The organism is Rouxiella badensis, from assembly GCF_026967515.2.
GTDB lineage: Bacteria > Pseudomonadota > Gammaproteobacteria > Enterobacterales > Enterobacteriaceae > Rouxiella > Rouxiella badensis.
Window position 1 is genome coordinate 4,707,320 of the sequence record NZ_CP114062.1, and the last position, 23,323, is coordinate 4,730,642.

Sequence of the window (23,323 nt, forward strand, 5' to 3'; positions counted from 1 at the left end):
GCTAATACTCTCTTAAGTTTTTAACCGCTTGTTGAGTCTTATTGAGATTTTGCGCCGCTTTCTTCAGGTCTTTTTTAGCAATCGCGACAAACAGCGCGTCCAGTATATTGAGCTGGGCAATGCGCGCCGCCGCGTTTTCTCCGAGTAAATGTGACCCTTGCGAGGTCGAATTAAGCACCACGTGGGCATCTTTAGCCAACTGTGACTGCGCATAATTGGTGATAGCAATAACCTTGGCACCGTTCCTGGCCGCCAGTTTTACCGGGTCGATCACCGCGCGAGTCATGCCCGAATGACTTATTGCAATCACCACATCGTCGTCACTTAAAATAGCCGCCGACATCATCATGATATGTGCATCATCATGCACCATCGCCTTAATGCCGATTTTCAGCAGTTTGTGCGACAGGTCGCGAGCAACCGACGCCGAACCGCCAACACCGTACAAGTCGATGTGTCTGGCTTTAAAGAGAATATCTGCTGCACGATTAAACTCGGAAATATCTAAAATTGTTTTTGTTTCTTCTATTGCCTGAATCGAGGTGCGAAAAACTTTCTCAAGTAATTCTTCCGACGAGTCATTAGGCCCAATTTCAGAATGCAGGTTTGCCACATCAGAATTATTGTAGTAAATCAGGCTGGTCCTGAATTCCCGGAATCCCGAGAAGTTTAATTTCTTTGCCAGTTTAACGATCATTGCTTCTGAAACGGCATTTTCCACGGCCACTTCTTTTAATGACGTCTGCTCTGACAAATCACTTTTGGACGTAATTGACTCAACTACTTTTCTTTCTAATGGCGTGAGTTGTGGCAACCTCATTCTAATATGAGCACCTATTGCTCGCGGGTCTTGCTTCATTACTTACCTCGTGTCGCTCGGTCAATCAGCATGGCTATAATAATGATGAGACCCGTTGCAAGCAATTGATAAAAGGCCTGTATATTCATTAGTGTTAAGCCGGTCCGCAATGAGCCTAAAATAATTGCGCCGATGATAGTGCCGATAATGCTGCCTTTGCCGCCCATTAACGAGGTGCCGCCTATGGCCGCCGCCGCAATAGCGTCAAGTTCCCACAGGTTGCCAAGCGTCGGTTCTGCCGCGCCGAGGCGACCGATCAGGATAAGCGAGGCCAATGCCGCCAGAACGCCGGAAATAACGTAAACCGTGACCTTAGTGCGTTTGACCGGCACCCCGGCGACGCGGGCTGCCTCTTCGTTACCGCCCACCGCCAGGATGTATTCACCAAGCGGCGTCTTGTTCATCAATACCCAGGCCGCGATAGCGATGACCACCACGATGAGGATTGGGCAGGGAATGCCAAACAGCGTGCCGGTGATGGCGCTGCGAAACTCCACCGGAATGCCAAAAATCGGACTGCCTCCGGTCGTGATAAGCGCCAGAGCACGGAACAGCGAGAGTGCGCCTAGCGTAACGATAAACGGCTGAAGTCCGGCATAGGCAACCAGCACGCCGCTGAACAGGCCGCACAGCGCGCCGATGCCCAGCGTGCCGACGATGGCCAGTGGGACAGGAATACCGGCGGCCATGAGCGTTGCGCCGAAAATGGCCGACAGCGCGGCGGTAGAACCGACCGACAGGTCTATCCCTCCGGAAATAATTACCAGCGTCATGCCCAGTGCGATAGCGGCATTAATTGACGACTGCTGCAAGATATTCAATAAATTAGGTATGGTAAAAAATACCGGTGATAATGCCGAGAAGGTACATACGATAATCAATAATCCAATCAGCGTACCGGTGTCGCGAAGATTGAATTTAAGCAGTGAAGATGTGCGTAAAGCCGGCATGGTTTTTCCTTGAGTATTCATTTTTTAGCCTCGTGTCTTTCACTCTCTGCATAATGCATTGCAGAGTTTTGCAGGGTTATTTTTTATGGAAAACGGCATTAATGGCGTATTGCGCGATATTTTCTTCACTGATATCTTCGCCCGTTAATTCGGCCGCTATTTTTCCTTCGCGCATAACTAATACGCGGTCAGATATACGCATGATTTCCTGCATCTCTGACGATACAACAATAATTGCCTTGCCTTCACTGGCTAATCTCTCAATCAGATTATAAATTTCCGATTTAGCTCCAATATCAATTCCCCGGGTTGGCTCATCAAAAAGAAATACCTGCGTGTCGGCGGCTATCCAGCGACCAATAATGACCTTCTGCTGGTTACCCCCGCTCAGTAGACCGATATGTTTTTCGGTATCAAGCGGACGCAGTTTTAACTCTGACATCACTTTTATGGCCGCCTGATCCAGTTTGGACTTTTGCAACATCCCAGCGCGGGTGTAATTGCGCATCTTCGGCAGCGCCATATTCACCGCCACGGAACGCTGCTTGATAATGCCCTCTTTCTTGCGGTCTTCCGGCACCAGGCCGATCCCGGCTTTGATGGCGCTGGAGACGTTCAAATTATGTATTGGTCTGCCGTTGACCTGGATACCGCCGCAGGTTTTGGCGTCGATCCCGGCAATCAGTTTGAGCAGTTCGGTGCGGCCAGAGCCTACCAGACCTGCAATGCCCAGCACTTCACCAGCGCGTACGCTAAAGGTGGCGGGCAACACGTCGTCGCCGCGCCCCAATCCCTCGACCTGCAGAATATCTCTGTCGGTCATAAAGGAGTGGTGCTGTACTTTCTCGAGCTTGCGGCCAATCATCCTGGAGACAAGGGTTTCTTCGGTCTCATCCCTGATGTTGACCACGCCGACCTGTCGGCCGTCGCGCATGATGGTGGCACGGTCGCAGATGCGGAAGATTTCGTTCATTTTGTGCGAGACATAGATTATCGATACCTTCATCGATTTCAGGTCCGAAATCAGTTCTGCCAGACGATCGAACTCGGTTGGCGTCAGGCTTGAGGTCGGCTCGTCCATTGCAATTATCTTGGCATCGTCGAGCAGCGCACGCGCAATCTCGACAATTTGCTGTTGGGCCACTTTTAAATTCTTGATAGGTTCGTCCGGATTAATCGACGGATCTAGCTGCTTGAGGATTGTTCTGGCGCGCTCAAGCTGGGCTTTCTTATTAACAAAGAGGCCTTTATATTTGGTTAGCGGACGACCTAAAAACATATTTTGAGCAACGGAGAGTTCTGGAACATGCTGCAACTCCTGGTGGATCATGGCGATCCCCGCCTGACGTGCCGAGAGCGGGTTCTTCATTTTGACGACCTCGCCGTCGACCATGATCTCACCCGTATTGGCTTCGCGAACGCCCGACAGGATATTCAGCAGCGTCGATTTACCCGCGCCGTTTTCGCCAATCAGAGCATGCACCTCGCCCTGGATCACCGAAAAGTTGATCCCTTCGATGGCCGCAACGTTTCCGTAAATCTTGGTAATTCCCTGCATGTTTAAACGATAATTTTCCATACCCCCTCCGCTGCCTTAATTATTATTTTTGTTGTGCAAGAAGCTGGCGCAGTTTCTCGTTGTCTTTGGTCGAGAAGGCGTCGGCGTTATCTTTGGTAATTAAAGCCTGCGGTGTGGACACCACGCGGGAGATTTTCTGGCCAGCTATCAGGCGCAGCATCACGTCCATCGCCACTTCGCCGGTCAGCACCGGGAAGCTGTCCACGGTACCGGTCAGCTCGCCGCGCTTGATGGAGGCGTAGGCGTCAGAGATGCCGTCGGTGCCGAACACCGCCGTTTGCTTGCTTTTACCCGCCGAACGAACGGCTTCGACTACGCCCAGCGCCATGCCGTCATTGTTGGCGTAGAAACCGATTAAATCAGGATATTGCTGCAAAATGGTCGAGGCGGCATCGTAGGCTTTTTCTCGGCTCCAGTTGGCCGGTACGCTAGCGACAACCTTGAATTTACCGTTGGCAGCTATCGTCTCGCGAAAGCCCTTGGTACGCTGACCGGCGGCGTAAACCCCGGGTTGTCCCTCGATAATTGCGACGCTGCCGCCGTTTGGATAGTGCTGGATAAACCACTGCGCCACGCGCACGCCGTTGTCTTTCTGCACGTTGCCGACGTAGTGCGCCGCGTTTGGCATCACCGCATCGTTAACGTTAACCACCGCAATCCCTTTGCTCTGTGCGACGTCATACGCCGGTTGCAGGTTGGCGTCGGTCTGCGGGGAAACCAGCAGACCATTAAAGCCCTGAGCAATCAGCGTTTCGGCAATTGAAAGCTGGCCGAGCTGGTCATCTTCATTGGCCGCTGCCTGATAGGCGAAGGTAAAGCCGTCTTTATCGGCGACGTTTTTATAGCCTTGCCCCAGCGAGCGCCAGTATTCGTTGGTCAGCGTTTTGGACACGCCGCCGATTTTTAGCTTGGCATCGGGCTTAGGCATCGCGCCGTATTTGCTATCGAGCTGGGTCCAGTCAGTTCTGTCCGGCTCGGTATCGGACTGTAGGGGAGCCAGCTCCGCCGCATAAATACTTGAGCTAAACAGGGCGGAGGCGATGGCCAGTAAAAGAAACTTTTTCATGTTCTATCCTTTTATTTTTATGAGGTTTTCAGGACGATTTGCCGCGCCGAAGCACTACGCCACGCCCCGTGTAGGGATGAGGGTTATGAAAACATGATGTCATTGATAATCAGCTGCGACGCGACCGCGTCCTGCTCGCCGATGGCTGCACGCAGCGCCTGGTTATCGTCCAGCTTTTCGCACAGCTTGAGCAGGCGTTTCACGGTCGCGATGTTCGCTTCGGCCTCACGCACCGGGTCCAGACCGCTGGCGTCCGGGAAGGTGTCGAAGTAATACGCACCCTGATAACCGTCGCGCTGCATCTGCCAAAGGAATTCCAGCGTGGCTTTCGGATTGACCGAGGCGACCATCAGCCCGTCGTCGCGTTTGCCCCAGCCATCGTTGCAGTCCAGACCCAGCAGGCGCGAGCGGCGTGAAACCATCGCCGCGGCGTAGGCCGGGATCTCGTTGGCGTAGAGCACGTGGGCGAAATCGAGGGTGATCCCCAGATTCGGGCATCCGGCTTCTTCGACGGCGATCAGACAGGTCGTCACGTTGGGAAAAATGCTGTATGCGCGCGGCTCGTTGGGTTTGTATTCAATGCTGACATCCACGTCCGGCGCATATTCGGCCACTTCACGCACCGCGCTTACTGCGTCTTCCCAGATCTTTTTATAGTCGGCCTGGAAGCAATAGTCGAAGCCGTCCTGGCCCATCCACAGGGTCATCAGGTTGGAGCCAAATTCCCGGCCCGCGTCGATCCCGCGTTTAGTCAGTTCGATAGCTTTACGACGGATTTCAGGATTGGGGTTGGTGAAGGCACCAATCTTGAATTCTGGAGCGTCCCAACGCATTTGCATGCCGTTGACCGCCAGTCCCACGTCTTCGATACGCTGACGCAGGCTTCTGATATCGGTAGTAATGTGTTGTGGGTAATTGAGATCCAGATGCGTTAACCCTTTAACCGTCGAAGCACGCTCAATCATTTGTATAACCGACGGTTTGCCCTGTTGGTTTGGCCAGTAAAGGTGTGCCCCAGAGGCAAAAGAGTTTAAACGGGTAGCAAATTTGAGATCAGACATTTGTCTTCCTTTATAAATTGACCGTGATGTACTTTCCAACTTTACCTATTTTAGTAAAGTAGTTTTATTATGAGGTGCCGTGACTATTTCACGCAAGATTAAAAAACATTCAAATTCTGGATTTGGGATGCTATTCACAGATCTGTTACATCACCAAAAAAGGCGGTGATTTTGGCTCTTTTCTTGCGCCGTGACGTAGCTCACCTTTGTCGTTCAGAAAGCAGCAGGCAGGGCGTCACGAGAAGGTGAAGGCGGGATGACATTACGCTGTGATTTTTTTATGTGAAGTTATGGCGCAGTAAGCAAGATTAATAAAAGGCCGGTGAGCAGGACGCTCACCGGTGAGGTTATTGTTGGCCGAGTCTTAAACGATAAAGTGAGGTTGTTGCGGTGATGTACAGTTCGTCGCCGTTCTCGCCGCCGAAGGTGCAGTTTGAAACCCGTTCAGGTACCGGGATTTTACCCATACGCTGCCCGTCGGCATTAAAAATGATAACGCCGTCTTCACAGCTGCAAAAAATCCTGCCCTGCTCATCGATGCAGAAACCGTCTGGAATGCCGGGAGCCACCTCGGCGAAGAAGCGGCCGATGCCGAGTCTGTTCTCCTCTACCGGAAACACGCGCAGCTCACGGCGACCGAGGGTAGGAAAGTCGACTATCGACATATCGGCCACGTAAAGCAGGCTTTCGTCCGGCGAAAATGCCAGCCCGTTGGGGCGCTGCACGTCGCTGGTCGCGATGCTCAGGGCGTGAGTTCTTGGGTTAAAACAGTAAACATAACAACCGATAACCTGGCTTTCAGATTTAAATCCTTCCTCGTCGTTAATAATGCCGTAGGGGGGATCGGTAAACCAGATTGTGCCATCCGAACGCACCACCACGTCATTGGGTGAATTAAAACGTTTGCCGTCGACCCGGTCGACGAGCAGTGTGACTTCACCCTGTGCGTCGGTCCGGCTAATACCGCGACGGCCGTGTTCACAGCTGACAATACGCCCATCGGCGTCGAGGGCGTTACCGTTGGCAAAATTTGACGATGCGCGAAACAGACTGACGCCGTCTTCGGCCGACCAGCGAAACATGCGATTGCCTTTTACATCACTAAAAACAATTGCCTGCTGGTACGGCAACCATACCGGCCCTTCGGCCCAGATGGCCGGTGAGCACAGTTTCTCGAGTTTATTCTCCCGCCAGTTCAGTTCGGACATGGTTTATCCCCGCGTTACTTCACGCCCCAAATTGTTTTGTAATGCCCCTGATAATCGTTTTGCGGATCAAAGGTATTGTTCTTTCCGCCATCGCTGGAAATATTGTCGCGGGTGACCAGATGCGGGGTCGTGACATAGCCGGAAGGCGGCTGTTTAGCGAAGGCGCGGTTGAGTTCATCGAGCAACTGCCAGCCGTGCAGTTTTAGCGGTTCCGGCACCGTTGCCGACTGGCTGTCGCCCGAACGAATACGCTGATACGCCGAAATGGAGCCGTCACCGGCCGAAATATTATAAGGCGCTTTTTCGCCACCTTTGCCGGCAGTTTTCAGCGACGGGGCCATAAAGTCGAAATACAGGTCATTGATTGCCAAAGCATACTGGAAATTATCGCCGTATTTTTGCAGCAGGCTGAAGGTCATGGAAGGCATACGGTTGGCGGTGTCCGCCAACGGCGTATCGATAAATTCTAGCACCTGGCAGCCGCTGCATTTTTCTATCTCTTTCTTCATCACGTTGGCCTTGTCCAGCGCGATTTGATACAGCGAATCGGTAAAGATAAGCACCTTGGCCTTACCGTCGGATTTCACCACCGCATACTGCGCGGCAATCTGCGCGACCTGTGTCGAGTCAGAGGTGACATTGTAGAAAACGTTGTATTTGGCGATCGGACCCGGCTCGGGCACGGCGTGCCAGGCGACGAGAGTGATGCCCTCGCTGACGGCTTTTTTCAGCGGAATTTTGGCTACGTTAGGATTCCAGCCGCCGATGACAATGCCGTCGGGCTTCTGGGCAATTGCCTGGTTGAGCGAAGAAAGCTGGTCTTTTATTGAGCCGCCGCCGTCGAGCGTTTCAAGCTTCCAGCCTGCGGCCGCTGCGGCTTCGCTGAGTCCCTGCTGCACGCCCTGAACGCCGCCGTTTTTCATGTCGGAGGCAATAAAGATGATGCGTTTACCGGCCTGCAATTTAGGACCAGAGGTCGGCCCGTCCCACTGGGTAACCGGCGTGACGGCCTTGTCGACGGCCTGCTTTGCACTGTCGAGATAGGCGTCGGCAAAGGCTGTGATCGAACTTAAGAAAACGCTGCCTGATATCAGGACGGCCAAGAGAGTTTTTGATTTCATTATTGTTCTCCAAAATGACTTAAGGGCGTTGATCGGCTTCGTGTGTAGGGGGCATCTCTTTTTTAGTGACCGCCTGACTGCGCTGCACCGCTTTTTGATTCAGCAGACGTCGGCGCTGGGCGTAACCGGCAAGGGTGATGGAAAGCAGCAGCGTCACGCCGTTAAACAGAGGCTCGACCCAGAAGTCGCCACCGAACTGTTGAATACCGGCGATGCCGATGGCGAGCACCGCAATGCCGACTACCGTACCCCAGACGTTGACGCGGCCGGGGCGGATAGTGGTACTGCCGAGGAATGCACCGACAAGGGCCGGGAGCAGATAATCCATGCCGACGCTGGCCTGGCCTACGCCCTGTTCGGAGGCTATCAGCACGCCGGTGAAGCCTGTAAGCACGCTCGAGGCAATGAACGCGCCGATGGTGTAACGGTTGACCGAAATCCCGTTCAGCCGCGCGGCCGCAGGATTGCCACCGACGGCGTACATGCAGCGGCCAAGCGGAGTGTGTTCTGTGATGAGCCACAGCACCACCGCGACCAGCAGTACGTAGAAGGCAACAATGGGGATACCGGCGATTTCGGTATGATGGAGGGCGGTAAACGCGTCGGGCAGGTCGCCGACGATTTGCCGTCCGCCCGAGTGCCACAGTGCGATAGCGTAAAGCACGGTGCCGGAGCCGAGCGTGGCGACGAAGCTGTCGATGTCGGCCAGCGCGACCAGAATACCGTTCAGCAGACCGTAAAGCGCTGACAGAATCAGCACCGCCACCACGGCAAATTCCCACGAGAAGCCGTATTGCACCTGCAAGGTGATGGCGAGAATGTGCCACAGCACGATGCCGAACCCGACGTTGAGGTCAATCTTGCCGACTATCATCGGGATAGTCGCCGCCAGCGCCAGCAGTGCAATTTTTGACTTGCTGGAGAGGATGGCCTGTAGGGTTAACATCGAAGCGAAGGCCGGGGTGGCGAGCGAAAAGAAGATCACCAGCGCAATGCACAACAGCAGCAGGCCGTAGCGGGTGAGGACTTGCATACTCCATGCGCCTGCGCCGTGCTGGCGAAGGCTGACGCGCTGCTCGAGAGCGGTTGATTTAATAGATGTTTTCGACATGACATTGACGCCTTATGGTTCTTTTAAACGCTTAAGCCGGACACAGTGAAACGAGATGAGTGTATTCAGGATGTAGCAAGAATTTCCCCGGTGCTGGCAGACGCCAACTCCAAAAGATTGGCAAAGGTGACGTCTTCATTTTTGAGTTCGCCAACCACGTTGCCGCGATTAAATACCAGCGCGCGATTACAGATGTGGGCTATTTCCTCGAAATCGGTCGAGATAACCAGCACCGCAACCCCTTCGGCCAGCGATTTATTAAGCAGATGATAGATTTCGGCGCGCGCACCGACGTCCACGCCCGCCGTCGGATCTTCAAGGATCAGCAGCGGTGCATTGAGGTTCATCCAGCGCGCCATGACCACCTTTTGCTGATTACCGCCGGAAAGGGCGCTGACGGTGGTGTTGACGTCTTTGGGGCGGATGTCGAACAGCTGCACTTTCCACCAGCTCGCGCCCGTTTCTTGACGATTGCTGTAGCGTGAGAACAGCCGATGTCCGGCGATGCAGGGGTTGAGAAACAGGTTTTCCCGCACGCTCATGGTCATCACCAGACTTTCTCCGGTGCGATCTCCGGCGACCAGTGACACACCGCGCGCAATTGCGTCGGCGGGCGTACTGGCTTTGAACGGACTGCCGCGAAAAGTAATGTTGCCGTGGGTTTTTTCGCGCAGGCCAAACAGCAGTCGGCCAATTTCTTCCTGTCCTGCACCGCGCAACCCGGCGAGTGCCAGCATTTCGCCGGGTTGAAGCGAGAAGCTCAGCGGGCCAATTTCTCCAACGATGACGTCATCGAGCTGGAGCACCGGCGGTTGATTGACAGGCAGCGGCTCGCGCTGGTCATCCTCAACGCTTTCACCGACTATCAGGTTGACAAGGTCGCGCAGCGAATAGTCAGAAGTTTTACCTCCGGCAACGTATCGGCCGTCGCGCATCACACAGACGTTGTCGGCAATCTCAATCACTTCATCCAGACGGTGAGTGACGTAAATCATGCCGACTTTTTTGGCGCGCAGTCGGTTAATAACAGTGAAAAGATGGCGGACATCATTGGCTGGCAGGGAGGCAGTGGGTTCGTCAAGCACCAGAAGTTCGGCATTGACTGCCACCGCACGGGCGATCGCCAGCAGTGATTTTTCGGTACGTGACAGTTCGAATACCCGCGCGTCGGGGTCAAGGGCAATGCCGACCTCTTTCAGCGCATTGAGCGCGCGCTGACGAATGGCTTTCCAGTTAATCAGCCCTAAACGCCTCGGGAATCCCATCACCAGCGCCATATTTTCGGCAACCGTCATCCATTCTATTAATCCCAGGTCTTGATGGATAAAGGCGATCGGCTGTCTGGATCCATTTTTGAGGTCATTGGCCGAATGAATATTTTTGCCCTGAAACAGGATGTCGCCGCCGTCGCGGGTATAAACTCCCGCCAGCACTTTTATCAGCGTCGATTTTCCCGCACCGTTTTCCCCCAGCAGCGCCAGCACTTTGCCGGGTAGCACCTCCAGACTGACATCATTAACCGCCGGGTTGCCGCCAAAACGTTTGACGATATGTTGCATCGAGAGGATGGGCCGATCGTCACTGATTTGATTGTCACTTTGCATCTTTACGCCCTTTTGAACGCTACGCTGAGTTACCAACAAACAAAATGGAAAGAGATAAACGACTGGTCTAGAATCACACGATAAATTTCAATATGCGAAACCTGATTTCAAAAATACTATGCGCATTGAGTGAAATAATCAAAGTTGTGAATGATTTTATTTACTCTATAAATCATAAGGTTAATAATAATGTTGCTTAAATGTGACCGGTAACACAGTTTGGTGAGCGTGCTGAAAAGCCGTATGAGTAGACTTTTAAACGAGGGAAATATGAGATGAGTCACAAAACAGCGGATGAAGAGAGATCGGGCAAAGAGAAACCTCTGGGCAGTCAAAGTCTGTTTCGCGGCCTTCAGCTGATAGAGATCCTGGGCAATTTCCCCAACGGCTGTCCGCTTGCCCATCTGGCCGAGCTGGCGGATATGAATAAAAGCACGGTACATCGACTGTTGCAGGGGCTGCACGCCAGCGGCTATGTCACGCCCGCGCCTTCTCCGGGAAGTTACCGGCTGACTACCAAGCTAATTTCTATCGGCCAGAAGGCGCTGACATCGCTCAATATCATCCACGTTGCCGCACCGCATCTTGAACAGCTGAATCTGAAAACCGGCGAAACGGTGAATTTCTCAACCCGTGAAGATGACCACGTGCTGCTTATCTATAAGCTTGAGCCGACCACCGGCATGATGAGAACACGGGCCTACATTGGGCAGCACATGCCGCTCTACTGTTCGGCGATGGGTAAGATTTTTATGGCCTATGAGCAGAGCCAGTTCACCGACCACTACTGGCAAACGCATCAGGATGAGATTCAGGTTTTAACCCGCAATACGCTGACCGAACTGTCGAAGATGCAGGAGGAACTGGCCGATATTCGCCAGTTTAAACGGGCGATGGATCGCGAAGAGAACGAGCTAGGGGTTTCCTGCATTGCGGCACCGGTTTTCGACCTGCACCAGCAGGTGAAATACAGCGTGTCGGTCTCTCTGCCGACCGCCAAACTCAAACAGGTCGGCACGAAGGCGCTCACCGAGGCGGTGCAGGACATCGCGCAGCGTATTTCTAAAGAAATTGGTTTTGTCACGCCGCAGTAAACTGGCAGAGGAAAGTATGGCTAAGCGGCGTGGGGAGCAGGCATTCATACTATTTTCAAACTGTAGCGAAAAAACGCCGTTTTTTTCTGGTTCGTTTAGTTAACATTTTGTTTCGTATAACACTTTATTGTTCCTGCTGCGCCCCAAAATCCCGCTTTTCATCGTGAAAAAACGCTTAATCATGTCAATTTATGACCAGATATCCATGCTAAGTGTGTGGTCTGACATACACCACCGTTACAAATTCGACCCTGAGGTTTTTTGGGTTAACGTACTGAATAACCGCATCTTTAGCAGGGTGGTTGTACAAAATTGTTAATAAATTGGTCAGAAAGAGTTATAGCGTTAACACTAAAACGAATCAGGTGGTACAATGCCGCGCTCATGTTTTGACGCAAATATATTTAAGTTGTTCATCCTTGAGAAGACCGTAGTAACTATTACAATTTGTAATTACTATCAAAATAAATTTTTTTGGAGAGTGCCTGCATGTCTGGATTAAATTCCCAGTCGAGCCTCATACTCAGGCTATGGTGTTGTATTTTAGGGGTTATTCTTACCGTAAGTGGCTTGTTCTTCGCCATTGAAGGTGGAAAACTGGTTTCTCTCGGTGGTAGCTGGTACTTCTTGATTGCCGGCATTGTGATGGTGTTATCTGCTATTCAATACTTCCGTGGTAAATCTTCTGCTGTAGTCCTGTTCGTTCTGGTGTTCCTTGGAACCCTCATCTGGTCATTCTTTGATGCAGGTTGGGATTTCTGGCCACTGGTATCCCGTTTGATGGTGCCTACGGGCTTTATGCTGTTAGGCTTTGCTACCTGGCCAATCCTGCGTAAAAAAGAAGGTAAGGCGAGTTTCGCCAAGCTGTCCTACGTCCTGACTGCCGTATTGGCCGTGGGCATGGTGGTAACCTTCGTGCAGATGTTCCAGCCGCATCCGACCGTTGCTTCTAATGGTAATGAGCTGCCTCTGGTACCTGTTGATAAAGCCAAAGAGCAAAAAGACTGGAGCAACTGGGGCAATACCCCAGGCGGTAACCGCTTCGTGGCGTTGGATCAGATCAACCGTAACAACGTTAAAGATCTGAAAGTTGCCTGGACCTTCCACACCGGCGATACCCCAATCAGCCCAGGAGGAAACGGTGCAGAAGATCAGGAAACTCCGCTGCAGATTGGCGACAAAGTATTCCTGTGTACTCCACACAACAACGTCATCGCTGTCGATGTCGATTCCGGCAAACAAATCTGGAAGCGTGAAATCAACGCGCAGGCACAGGTTTGGAACCGTTGCCGTGGTCTGGCCTACTTCGATGCGACTAAGCCTGTTGTACAGCCAACGGTGCCAAACTCTACGCCGGTACCGCAGCCTGTACTGGCTGCCGGTGACACCTGTCAGCGTCGTATTCTGATGAACACCATTGATGCGCGTCTGGTTGCTATCAACGCCGACAACGGTGAGTTCTGTTCAGACTTCGGTAACAACGGTGTTGTTGACCTGAAAGCCGGTCTGGGTGAAGCAGGCGATCCTAAATACCAGCTGACCTCCGCCCCAACTGTTGCCGGTACCACCGTTGTGGTGGGCGGCCGTGTTGCGGATAACGTACAAACCGATATGCCGGGTGGTGTAATTCGTGGTTTCGACGTTATCACCGGTCAAATGCGTTGGGCGTTCGACCCAGGCAATCCAGATCCAAACGCGAAGCTGCAACCGGGTCAGACCTACGTTCGCAGTACGCCAAACTCATGGGCACCAATGTCTTACGACCCAGCAATGAACACCGTGTTCATGCCTATGGGTAGCCCATCTGTTGACCTTTGGGGTGCAAACCGTAACGCGCTGGACCACAAATACGGTGCCTCCGTATTGGCGGTTGATGCGACGACCGGTAAAGAGAAGTGGGTTTATCAGACCGTTCATAACGATCTGTGGGACTTTGACCTGCCGATGCAGCCAAGTCTGATCGACTTCAAGATGAAAGACGGTACGACTAAACCCGCCGTTATCATCGGTGCTAAAACGGGTCAGATCTTCGTGCTCGATCGCCTGACCGGTAAGCCGCTGACCGAAGTTAAAGAACTGCCTGTTAAGACGCGTAATATTCCTAACGAGCAGTACTCTAAAACTCAGCCGTTCTCTGTAGGTATGCCTTCAATTGGCAATCAGAAACTGACCGAATCGGACATGTGGGGTGCGACACCGTTCGACCAGCTGATGTGTCGTATTAGCTTCAAATCAATGCGTTATGACGGTCTGTTCACCGCGCCAGATACCGATAAGTCTCTGAGCTTCCCAGGTTCTCTGGGCGGGATGAACTGGGGCAGCATGTCCTTCGACCCGAATCACCATTATATGTTTGTTAATGACATGCGTCTGGGCCTGTGGGTACAGATGATCAAGCAGAACAACAACAACGTTGCTGCAAGCAACGGTGGCGAGTCTGTTAACACCGGTATGGGCGCCGTTCCTCTGAAAGGCACTCCTTACGGCGTCAACAAAGACCGCTTCATGTCTCCGCTGGGTATCCCGTGTCAGAAACCACCTTTCGGTACACTGTCTGCGATTGACCTGAATACTCAGAAAATCGTCTGGCAGGTTCCGGCCGGTACTGTTCAGGACACCGGTCCATTCGGTATCAAAATGCGGGTTAAAATGCCTGTGGGTATGCCTACTCTGGGCGGTACTCTGGCAACTCAGGGCGGCCTGGTATTCATCGCCGGTACTCAGGACTACTACCTGCGTGCATTCGATGAGTCAACCGGTAAGGAAGTTTGGAAAGCGCGTCTGCCAGTAGGCAGCGGCGGCGGCCCAATGAGCTACGTTTCACCGAAAACCGGTAAACAGTACATCCTTATCTCTGCAGGCGGCGCACGCCAGTCACCAGACCGCGGTGACTACGTTATTGCCTACGCACTAGACAACAAATAAGCGCTCGCGCTTGGTTGAATGATAAAGCCCCGGCTGGAGACAGTCGGGGCTTTTTTTATAAATATCAATCTGCAAATTTTCCGATTACACCCCGATCTTTTTAAGAGTGTGAATCTTTGCCGCGTCAAATAGTGATTCTCTGCTCATAGCGCTTTTTATACTGCCGTGGACTCACGCCAACGTGATGCCTGAAAATACGCGAAAAATAGAGCGGATCCTCATAACCTACCGCCTGGGAAACCTGCCCAATCGCCAGGTGCGTTGACTGAAGAAGGTTTCTGGCGCGGTTGATGCGCTGCTTTTCCCGCCAGGAAAATAGGGTTTGCTGCATCTCCTTTTTGAACAGATGTGCCAGCCGGGAAGGGGATAAAAATACCTGCCCGGCGAGATGTTCAATCGTCAACTCATCGGCAATATGATCGGTAATGTAATGGCATAAGGCGCTGATTCTTGGGTCTACGCTTTGGTGATTTGAGGCGGGCTGCAGCTTGAAACACGAGATAATCAGTCGCTCCAGTGCATTCATTGCCAGAGCCTCGCTGAGTAATTCGTTGCTGGCATTCTGCTGGATGACCTCCCAAAAATAGTCCTGAATCTGCCCCGTTAAGGCTGGGTTATTGAGCGACGTCACGCCGATATTATCTTCAAGCCTGTCCCAGCGTAGCCAGTCTAGCCAGTAGGGACGTGGATGAAAATATATCCATAGATGATCCCAATGCTCGCTGTTGTCTGCGCGGCCATAGTGGTGGGCAACATCGGGTGGAAAGAGAAACAGATCGTTAATACGACTGTAGATGTATCGATTGCCGGCTTTTATCCTGCCTTCGCCTCTTAAGGTCATATGTAAAATATAACCCTTCATGCCACCGGGGCGGTTTATGTAGTAATCAAGCGGGCTGGCGCGTGATATTGGCGTATAACCGGCCACCAGATAGGCATTGAAGGTGAAACTTTTCATCAATGGTGAATAGCTCACCCTGTCTTGCTGATTCAATTCCATTTCATTTGCCCTGCCTGGCTGCCGGTAAGTGAGAGATTAATGGCACTTTACTTTGGGGACTCGACTTCCGATTGGTAAACGCGCACTCCCCAGGGTTCTATAGGCTGATGGCCGTTAGAAGACGCGGGTGCATTGCCCAGCAGGCAAACGCTGTTTTCTGGCGCGGTTATCTGCTGCGGTTCTAAAGAGTAATTAAAGAAGAATGTCAGTGTTTTACCCGCCCTGCCTAGTGCCTTTTTAACAATGATTGGGAAACTGTGAGCCGTGTGGCAAGACGCCAAAGAGCCCTTTTGGGTCAGGCGCTTGACCAACTGTGAAATCACCGGCTTACTGCTTAGGCAACCGATATAAATAGCCGACCCCTTACCGTATTGCGACTCGGTTATGGCGGCATATTTTCCCCAAACGGGATGCTGATAGCGGGCGAGTACCTGGACTTTATCCGCGTCATCGGGGGTCAGCAGCTCCATCCATAACTCGGCGCGCTCATCGTCGGCAAGGGTAAAGTCACCCACCTGGCTGGTCAGGCCGACATCCTGCGGCAGAACAAACTGGCTGTAGCTGACTCGGCAGCACGCTTTAATAACACCCGGTTGGCTTTGGGTCCTGACTTTCACGTTTTCATCACTGAAGCCGCTTTTAAAACTGATAAGCGCATGGCCTCCCGATTCGACATAGTGGTTGATTCGTTGCAAGAGCGCGTCAGAGGCGGCGTAGAGTGCTGGAACAACGATAGCCTTGTAGCGCGAGGTGTCTGAATTGACGTCGTTGATGATATCCACGGAAATATTGCTGTCGTAAAGCGCGTCATAAAAGCGGCGAAAAACGTTGTTATAAACGTTGCTTTGCGCGTCACCAGGTTTAAACCAGTTGAACGCATCCATCGCCTCATTGCTCACCAGAATAGCCACCTCATTGTCGATTTTCATGTCCTCCAGATAATCCGACAGCGTTGCCAACTCTGCGCCAATGGTTTTGGCCTCCAGATAGGTAGGATTAGGGGAGAAATCGTGGCTCAACAGGCCTTTCCAATAAGTTTCGAATGAATTGTGAATAGAGTGCCAATGCCAGTAGGAAACCATTCTGGCGCCGGAGGCGATATGACTGAAGGCCTGTAGGCGAAGCTGGCCGGGGAAAGGTGTCCATTGCGCAAATCCCTGGGCTTCGGTCTCCAGCACAAAATATCCGGCTCCCTGTTTCAATGCTCGAGCAATGTCACCGCCAAAGGAGATTTCACGGCCGGTCAGCTGCTCCTGAGAAGGATGGTAAATATCCACACCGGCAACGGTTAATGCCTTTGCGGCAGAGAAATGATCGACCCGAGGTTGTACACCATAGGAGTAACCACGCCATTCGAAGTCAAAATTATGGGTAATAAACTGCTCCGGACGCGCATATTCTTTTACTATCTGGCTTTGCCACGCCAGATAATCGGTCACTGTTTGACGCTGAAAGGTCGAGAAAGCGCAGCCCAGGCTGGCGTTAATCGTGTTCTCGACGGGGGGGAAATCCTCCCAATGGTCGATACGGTTACTCCAGTAATCCAGCCCAAAATCCTTATTCAACTGGTGAAGGTCAGGATAACGTTCGCGAAGGTGGGCGATGAATTTTTGCTGCATCACTGGCCCGACGTTATCGTAGTGCTTGGTTTCATTATCCAGCTGGTAGCCCACGATGGCCGGATGCTTGTGCACGTGCTCTAGCAATACGCGGATGATATTTTCCGCATAGCTCAGAAAAACGGGGCTGACGATATCCATAATCTGACGGCGACCATATTTTTCCTTTCCCTTGAGGGTAGTCACCATCACTTCGGGATGTTTACGCGCCAGCCAGGAGGGAATAGCATACGTCGGCGTACCGATAATCACCGCAATACCGGCCTCGTGCATGGCGTCCAGAACGCGGTCAATATGATAAAAGCAGTACTCTCCTTGCTGCGGCTCGAGCGTACTCCAGGTTGATTCTGCGATACGCACGATGTTAATACCGGCATCCTTCATCATGCTAATATCTGCTGCCAGCCTGTCTTCAGGCATATATTCATCATAATAGGCCACACCGTAGTAAATCGCCGACATACTGCCTCCTGATATTATTCAGTGATTGTCTTTCGAGGAATAAAAGCGCGTGCTTTATCTAATGTGAAGTAGGAAATGAGCGTAAATGAAAAGGCGATAAGCCCTAGAACCAAATAGCTGTCCGCAAAGCCAAAGTTTTTATACATATGGCCAATAGCGCTGGAAAGAAATATTTCGCTAAACCTTTTTGAGAACTGGAAGCCGATTAAATACACCGTTGCCGAAAGCCATGGGTTAAAGTTTTTAGCGATATATTTTAGGCCCGCGACTAAAAATACCGAACTTTCGAATCCATGCAGCATTTTGACGGCGCTAATTGAGACAGGTCCAACCGCGTAAGCTGAACCAATGATACGAAGACTCATGATCAGACCGCAGTAGATCAGGGCATTCTTGGGGCCAATTTTATTCACAAACCACGGCGAGAAGAACATGACTATGGCATCAAGAAATATCTGTGCCGTGTAAAGATAACCGAAAACTTCAGCGCCGCGTGCTTTACTGGAAAAGAAATGGCTGTAGTAAATGGCAAACTGCTGATCGTAGGTTTCATACACCGCGCCGACGCCAACCATGTAGAGGGCGAAGAACCAAAACTTGCGCATTTTCATTAAATTACGCACGTCTTCGAGCGTGACGGGCGCGCGTCGGCTCCCCTGTGCGGCATCATTGATTGAAACACGTGGATTGGTCTTCCACACAATGAACAATAAAATAACCCCTGCACAGCTTGCCATCCAGAAGATGAGATTCTGGTCTATTCCGTAGAGAATACCCGCCATAAAGGTGGCGATGGCCGCACCAATACCGCCAAACATTCTTGCCTTACCAAATTCGAATCCCGTCATGCGGCTGACTTTATCGATATAGGCTTCGCACACGCCACAGCCTGCACCAAAAGCAAAACCAATATAGATGCCGCCCGCCAAGGCACCGAGTATGACATTGTATTTAAGCAGTGGAGCAAAAATCCAAATCCAATAAGGGGCGAACAGCGTAATAATAATCGCCAGCATCCACATTAGATTTTTTCTAAATATAAGTTTGTCGGCCACAAATCCGAAAATAGGCTGTACGCAGACAGAGACAATGGCAGTAAAGGAATAAACCAGGCCAACGTCGGCATAATCAATGCCAATAGTGTCCGTGAGCCACAGTGAAAGATAGGGATAACAACTTCCCCATCCAATAAAGAAGAACAAAAAGAACAGGCAACACATGAGATAATTATTATTGAGTTTTAGCATGATTCACCTCGTTACCCCCGAATGGGTCGTGGAATTAACTTAGCGCTAAATATCCACATAAAGCGGTAAAGAGATGCTGCTAACATAGAAAAATCTGCTGCACAGGGTCGCTTTGTGAGCAACCTCACGTTGGCCAAGGGGGAAATAAAAAACGGCTTCCTTAGTCAGGAAGCCGTCAGGGTTTTAAGGGGATTTCAGACAAAAATCATCTTTTGGTCATTCAGAGCCCGATCAAGGTTGCAGGCTTTTTCGTACCTTACTCACCTCATCGGCCGTCACAGGCGGCGCCTTGTTGCTCCAACCTTGACGAATAAAGGTTGAGAGCTGGGCAACCTCGTCGTCAGACAGGCGTGCCGCAAAGCCTGGCATTGCCAGCGTAGACGGTGCCCGTGCGGTAGAAGGCTGTTGCGCACCGGCGAGGATTGTGTGGATCAATCCCGTAGGGTCCTGCGCATTAACAATTGTCGCCTGACTCAGCTGCGGGAAGACGCCCGGCGCCCCTTTGCCGGTCACAAAATGGCATGCTCCGCAGTTGTCCAGATACAAACGTTCGCCGACGCTCAGGTTTTTCGCTGCGGTCAGTCTGGCCTCGGTTGCGTTGTTTGACTGAGTATCCTCCGCCGATAGCGGAGGGTTTCCACCCAAAAACTTCACGTAAGCGGCAATCGCTTTCAGGTCAGCCTCGGTCATATAGGCGGTGCTGTTTTCTACCACCGAGGTCATCTCACCGCCCACGGCGGCTTTGTCGTTGCGACCTTTGCCCAGGTAATCAACAATTTCCTGTTCATTCCAGTGTGCGATACCGCGCAGGGAAGGGACTTCCCACCCGTTAAGGCTGCCCCCAGCAAGGAATTGAGCATCGCCGCTGTCGAGTGCTTTCTCGTTCATGCCAAGGCCACGCGGTGTATGGCAGCTGCCGCAGTGTCCAAGGCTTTCGACCAGATAAGCGCCACGATTGACCTCAGCCGATGCGCCACCAATAGGCTGGAAAGGCTTGTCAGAGGTGAAAGCCCAGTTCCAGAAGCGCATGCCCCAGCGCTGGCTGAACGGGAAGCTGAGTTCGGTTTTTGGCGGCGATTCGGCACTCGGTTTTACACCCTGCATGAAATAGGCGTAGAGCGCGTGCATATCCTTATCGTTAATTTTGGCGTAATCAGGGTAGGGCATTGCCGGATACAGCCGCGTACCGTCAGGCAATACGCCCTTACGAACCGCATCGGAGAACTGCTGTTCGCTGTAGCCGCCGATACCGTGGTCTTTATCCGGCGTAATGTTGGTCGAATAAATAGTGCCTAAGTTCGACCTGATGGCCAGTCCGCCGGAAAAGGCTGGCCTGCCTGCTGTCGTGTGGCACGCCCCGCAGTCGCCCAGCCGTGAAACGTATTCGCCCTGTTTGATAAGCGCTGCGTCATCGGCCTGAGCGTGTGCCATAAAGCCTGCTCCCATAAAGACGACGTTAGCAAATAAGAAGCTCTTGAGATTCATCATGTTCATGTCACTTATACCTGTACCAATGGGCCGGGATTTTTCAGATAGTGATCTTTAATCGCCTGTGCAGCCATTAGCGTAATAGCGCCAATAGTATCGGTTGGGTTAGCCTGGAAGTTTTGCGGAAAAGCGTTGCCGCCCGGCACGAAGACGTTGTGCACATCCCAACTTTGCAGGTACTTGTTCAGCGCTGAGGTTTTCGGATTGTCCCCCATCACCGCGCCACCCACGTTGTGTGTGGAGACATATTTGGTCAGGTCAAAGTGTGCGTCCATCGGCAGGAAGCTTTCGCTGTAGCTGTCAGGGTTTAGCTCTTTGGTGATATTGCCCACGATCCCTTTAAGATACTGCTGTAGCTTGAGTTCGTTCTGTTTCCAGTCGAAGGTCATACGCAGCAGCGGCATGCCGTATTCGTCTTTGTAGTTCGGATCCAGGTCGAGATAAATATCGCGATACGACTGGCAAGTCGTGGTGATGCTGATTTTCATCGAATGGCCGTACCACTCTTCCATGCCCTCTTTCCAGCCGGTTCCCCAGCTCGGCGTTCCCTTCGGCAGCGAGGTGCTGATTGGCGTCCCTGTGGCCTGAGAACTGTGAATTTTCGCGCCGCCGATGAAGCCTAATCCCGGACCGTCGAAGTTACCCGGTGAGATGTCGTTGATCATCTGTCCGGTGGCGCCTGCCGTTGCAAACGGGTTAAAGTTTTTGTCTTTGAAGAACAGCGTCGAGCCGCCGTTACTCAGGAACGCATAGTTACGACCCACCACACCTTCTTCCGTAATCGGGTTGTAAGGCTTACCGATGCCCGACAACAGCATCAGGCGTACGTTGCAGAACTGGAAGCTGCTCAGCACCACAATCTTGGCGGGCTGGAAGCACTCGTTGCCCTGCGCGTCGATGTAGATAACGCCTTTGGCGGTTTTTTTGTCATCGTGCAACACGACTTTCAGCACGTTGGCATGCACTTCGTAGGAGAAGTTCTCCCTCCGTTTTAAGGCGTCCATCACCGCCGTCTGCGGCGAGGCCTTGGAGTAGTTGAGACAAGGGTATTTACTGCAATAACCGCAGTAGTTACAAGGTGCTATCTGATTACCGTAAGGGTTGGTCCAGGCGCGAGATACGCAGGCGGACGGGTTCGGGAAGGGGTGATAGCCCATCTTTTTCGCCACGTCGGCAAACATACTGCTGTTGAGGGTATCTTCCAGGGCAGGCAGTGGATACGGCTCTGAACGCGGACCTTCGAACGGGTCGCCTCCCTCCATGATTTGGCCGCGCAGGTTGCCGGTTTTACCCGATTGACCGCAAATATGCTCGAACTTGGTGTAGTAGGGTTCGATCTCATCCCAGCTGAAGGGGAAGTCCATGATACGCATGTCTTCCTGTAAAATGCCGGGCTTATAAGCCCGATCGGCATAGGTCTTGAGCTTCAAGTCGGTTGGGGTCGGGCGGATAAGTACCGCCGTCCAGTGTAGGCCAGACCCCCCCACGCCGGTCCCTGGTGCAAACGCGCCCCATTTACGGGTCGGTAAGGCCGTTTCGCTCATGTTGTAGCGAACCGTTACGGCGGCCTCTGCAGGAGTAGCCATGACCTTGTTACGTACCGCGTAGGCGTATTCGTCTGCCGGTTTGGGGTAGGCAAAATCTTCGTAGCTACGGTCACCGCCGCGTTCGAGTGCGCGGACCTTCAGGCCTGCCATCGCCAGCTCGATACTCATCAATGAGCCTGCCCAACCGAGGCCGACGACGACGACGTCGACTTCTTCTTTCGTTACTTGTGCCATCATTAATCCTGTCAAATCATCAGAAAACGGAAATCCAGCCAGTTTCGGCTTAGGCGCGTGCACCCGTCAGGCTGACCGGGCCCAGTGGATAAGGGATGTTGTGCTGTTTCACCCACTCGGTGTAGCTCGCACGGGCACCGGGGAAGCCGATGGCAATCCAGGCCTTCATGCCTTTGTTACCGCCGTAAATCGGGTCTGCGAGATAACCGTGTTTAGTATCCGACAGCAGCTCGCTGAAGAACTGCGAGGCAACGAGAGACTGCTCACCCAGGTCGGCGAATTTGATAACGTTTTTCTGAAGCTGGGTCAGAACGTCGTCTTTCTCCAGCTCAGACAGCTGATGAAAAGCCTTCTGGTGTGTCTGCTGGCACCAACTTTCTGCCAGGCGGATACCTATTTTGTAGATTTCCTGAGGGCGATAAGGCAACTGGTAACCCATAGTCGCGGGAGCGTGCACGTTGAACGGACCTTGCATATAGATTTCACTGCCAAACTCGCCGTGCATTTGCTGGTCGATAAAAATAGGCACATTGGTTTCGAGTGCGCCGGGGGCTTTCCCTTTGCCACCCGCTGGGATCAGGCGGTCCGCGGCGGCCATAATAAACTGCCACTCATCGGCGCTGAAAAAGACCGGTTTATAGTCGAGTAATTCGGGGGCGGCCATTTCTGCTGCCTGCGCGGCAGTAAATCCTTTCATCATAATGGCGCTAACGGGCAATGCCATTATTGATCCGAGTAAGAACTTACGACGTGTGGTTTTCTTTTGTAGGAGCATAGCAATACGACTCTCACAGGCTTAAATGTTAGGAGTGGGTTAATTATTATTGTGGTTGGGTACTGAATTATAATATCACTGCAACATTATAAATAAATGAATAAATCCCAGGTTAATTAAGCTTTCATTGGTTTTTAAATGTTATGTGCAATGATTTATTGTTTTTATTTTCATAAAAAACATAATGTTATGATTTTATTTGGTGGGGGTTTTCATAAGGCAATAAAAGCCAAATAAATGTTATTATGTTCCATTTGGTACATTTTTTATATTGCGCCCCTCTCTGGAAAATATAATTTCATGCTGAAAGTTTGTGATATTAAATGTTGGTTTTGTTAGCTAACATTTATAACAAAATAAACAAATAAGAGTT

At 51.9% G+C, this 23,323-nt stretch carries 17 protein-coding genes; 2 read left to right on the forward strand and 15 right to left on the reverse strand.

The window, feature by feature from the left end; translation table 11 throughout:
* Nucleotide 1 precedes the first annotated feature (1 nt).
* The 9 genes from O1V65_RS21785 to O1V65_RS21825 all read right to left on the reverse strand — a co-directional run bounded on the left by O1V65_RS21785 (nt 2) and on the right by O1V65_RS21825 (nt 10,559).
* Nucleotides 2-859, reverse strand: coding sequence for a MurR/RpiR family transcriptional regulator (locus O1V65_RS21785; RefSeq protein WP_026110485.1), 858 nt, complete (start codon nt 857-859; stop codon nt 2-4).
* Entirely contained in the window at nt 859-1,830 is a 972-nt protein-coding gene (locus O1V65_RS21790) for an ABC transporter permease (RefSeq protein WP_084913141.1), read from the reverse strand. The genes O1V65_RS21785 and O1V65_RS21790 overlap by 1 nt, the downstream gene beginning before the upstream one ends.
* Before the next feature lie 55 nt (nt 1,831-1,885).
* A complete protein-coding gene (locus O1V65_RS21795; protein ID WP_269130025.1) occupies nt 1,886-3,388 on the reverse strand; it encodes a sugar ABC transporter ATP-binding protein in 1,503 nt (500 codons plus the stop codon).
* Between the two features lie 22 nt (nt 3,389-3,410).
* Nucleotides 3,411-4,454: a sugar ABC transporter substrate-binding protein gene (locus O1V65_RS21800; protein WP_017494113.1), complete on the reverse strand. Its 1,044-nt coding sequence runs from the start codon at nt 4,452-4,454 to the stop codon at nt 3,411-3,413.
* Nucleotides 4,455-4,537: 83 nt separating this feature from the next.
* Nucleotides 4,538-5,515 (reverse strand): TIM barrel protein, encoded by a 978-nt coding sequence (locus O1V65_RS21805; RefSeq protein ID WP_017494112.1) that lies wholly within the window; start codon nt 5,513-5,515, stop codon nt 4,538-4,540.
* Nucleotides 5,516-5,862: 347 nt separating this feature from the next.
* Entirely contained in the window at nt 5,863-6,723 is an 861-nt protein-coding gene (locus O1V65_RS21810) for an SMP-30/gluconolactonase/LRE family protein (protein ID WP_017494111.1), read from the reverse strand.
* Nucleotides 6,724-6,737: 14 nt separating this feature from the next.
* Nucleotides 6,738-7,844, reverse strand: a complete 1,107-nt coding sequence (locus O1V65_RS21815) for an ABC transporter substrate-binding protein (RefSeq protein WP_269130026.1) — start codon at nt 7,842-7,844, stop codon at nt 6,738-6,740.
* A gap of 19 nt (nt 7,845-7,863) precedes the next feature.
* Nucleotides 7,864-8,955: an ABC transporter permease gene (locus O1V65_RS21820; RefSeq protein ID WP_017494109.1), complete on the reverse strand. Its 1,092-nt coding sequence runs from the start codon at nt 8,953-8,955 to the stop codon at nt 7,864-7,866.
* A 65-nt stretch (nt 8,956-9,020) separates the two neighbouring features.
* Nucleotides 9,021-10,559, reverse strand: coding sequence for a sugar ABC transporter ATP-binding protein (locus tag O1V65_RS21825; RefSeq protein WP_026110823.1), 1,539 nt, complete (start codon nt 10,557-10,559; stop codon nt 9,021-9,023).
* Nucleotides 10,560-10,834: 275 nt separating this feature from the next.
* On the opposite strand from O1V65_RS21825, the gene O1V65_RS21830 reads away from it, so the two are divergent.
* Together O1V65_RS21830 and O1V65_RS21835 are read left to right on the forward strand one after the other, a co-directional pair.
* Nucleotides 10,835-11,653: an IclR family transcriptional regulator gene (locus O1V65_RS21830; protein WP_017491872.1), complete on the forward strand. Its 819-nt coding sequence runs from the start codon at nt 10,835-10,837 to the stop codon at nt 11,651-11,653.
* Between the two features lie 489 nt (nt 11,654-12,142).
* Nucleotides 12,143-14,578, forward strand: a complete 2,436-nt coding sequence (locus tag O1V65_RS21835) for a glucose/quinate/shikimate family membrane-bound PQQ-dependent dehydrogenase (protein WP_084913144.1) — start codon at nt 12,143-12,145, stop codon at nt 14,576-14,578.
* A gap of 124 nt (nt 14,579-14,702) precedes the next feature.
* Here O1V65_RS21835 and araC read toward each other — a convergent pair whose 3' ends face one another.
* The 6 genes from araC to O1V65_RS21865 all read right to left on the reverse strand — a co-directional run bounded on the left by araC (nt 14,703) and on the right by O1V65_RS21865 (nt 22,950).
* A complete protein-coding gene (araC, locus tag O1V65_RS21840; protein ID WP_084913145.1) occupies nt 14,703-15,578 on the reverse strand; it encodes an arabinose operon transcriptional regulator AraC in 876 nt (291 codons plus the stop codon).
* A gap of 47 nt (nt 15,579-15,625) precedes the next feature.
* Complete coding sequence (locus O1V65_RS21845) at nt 15,626-17,659, reverse strand: beta-galactosidase (RefSeq protein WP_269130027.1); 2,034 nt, start codon at nt 17,657-17,659, stop codon at nt 15,626-15,628.
* A gap of 14 nt (nt 17,660-17,673) precedes the next feature.
* Complete coding sequence (locus O1V65_RS21850) at nt 17,674-18,906, reverse strand: oligosaccharide MFS transporter (RefSeq protein WP_227953553.1); 1,233 nt, start codon at nt 18,904-18,906, stop codon at nt 17,674-17,676.
* A 231-nt stretch (nt 18,907-19,137) separates the two neighbouring features.
* Complete coding sequence (locus O1V65_RS21855; RefSeq protein ID WP_390896426.1) at nt 19,138-20,391, reverse strand: c-type cytochrome; 1,254 nt, start codon at nt 20,389-20,391, stop codon at nt 19,138-19,140.
* A 14-nt stretch (nt 20,392-20,405) separates the two neighbouring features.
* Nucleotides 20,406-22,175 carry a GMC family oxidoreductase gene (locus tag O1V65_RS21860; protein WP_017491878.1) on the reverse strand — a complete coding sequence of 590 codons (1,770 nt, stop codon included), beginning with the start codon at nt 22,173-22,175 and terminating at the stop codon, nt 20,406-20,408.
* A gap of 49 nt (nt 22,176-22,224) precedes the next feature.
* Complete coding sequence (locus O1V65_RS21865) at nt 22,225-22,950, reverse strand: gluconate 2-dehydrogenase subunit 3 family protein (protein ID WP_026110531.1); 726 nt, start codon at nt 22,948-22,950, stop codon at nt 22,225-22,227.
* Nucleotides 22,951-23,323: the final 373 nt, after the last annotated feature.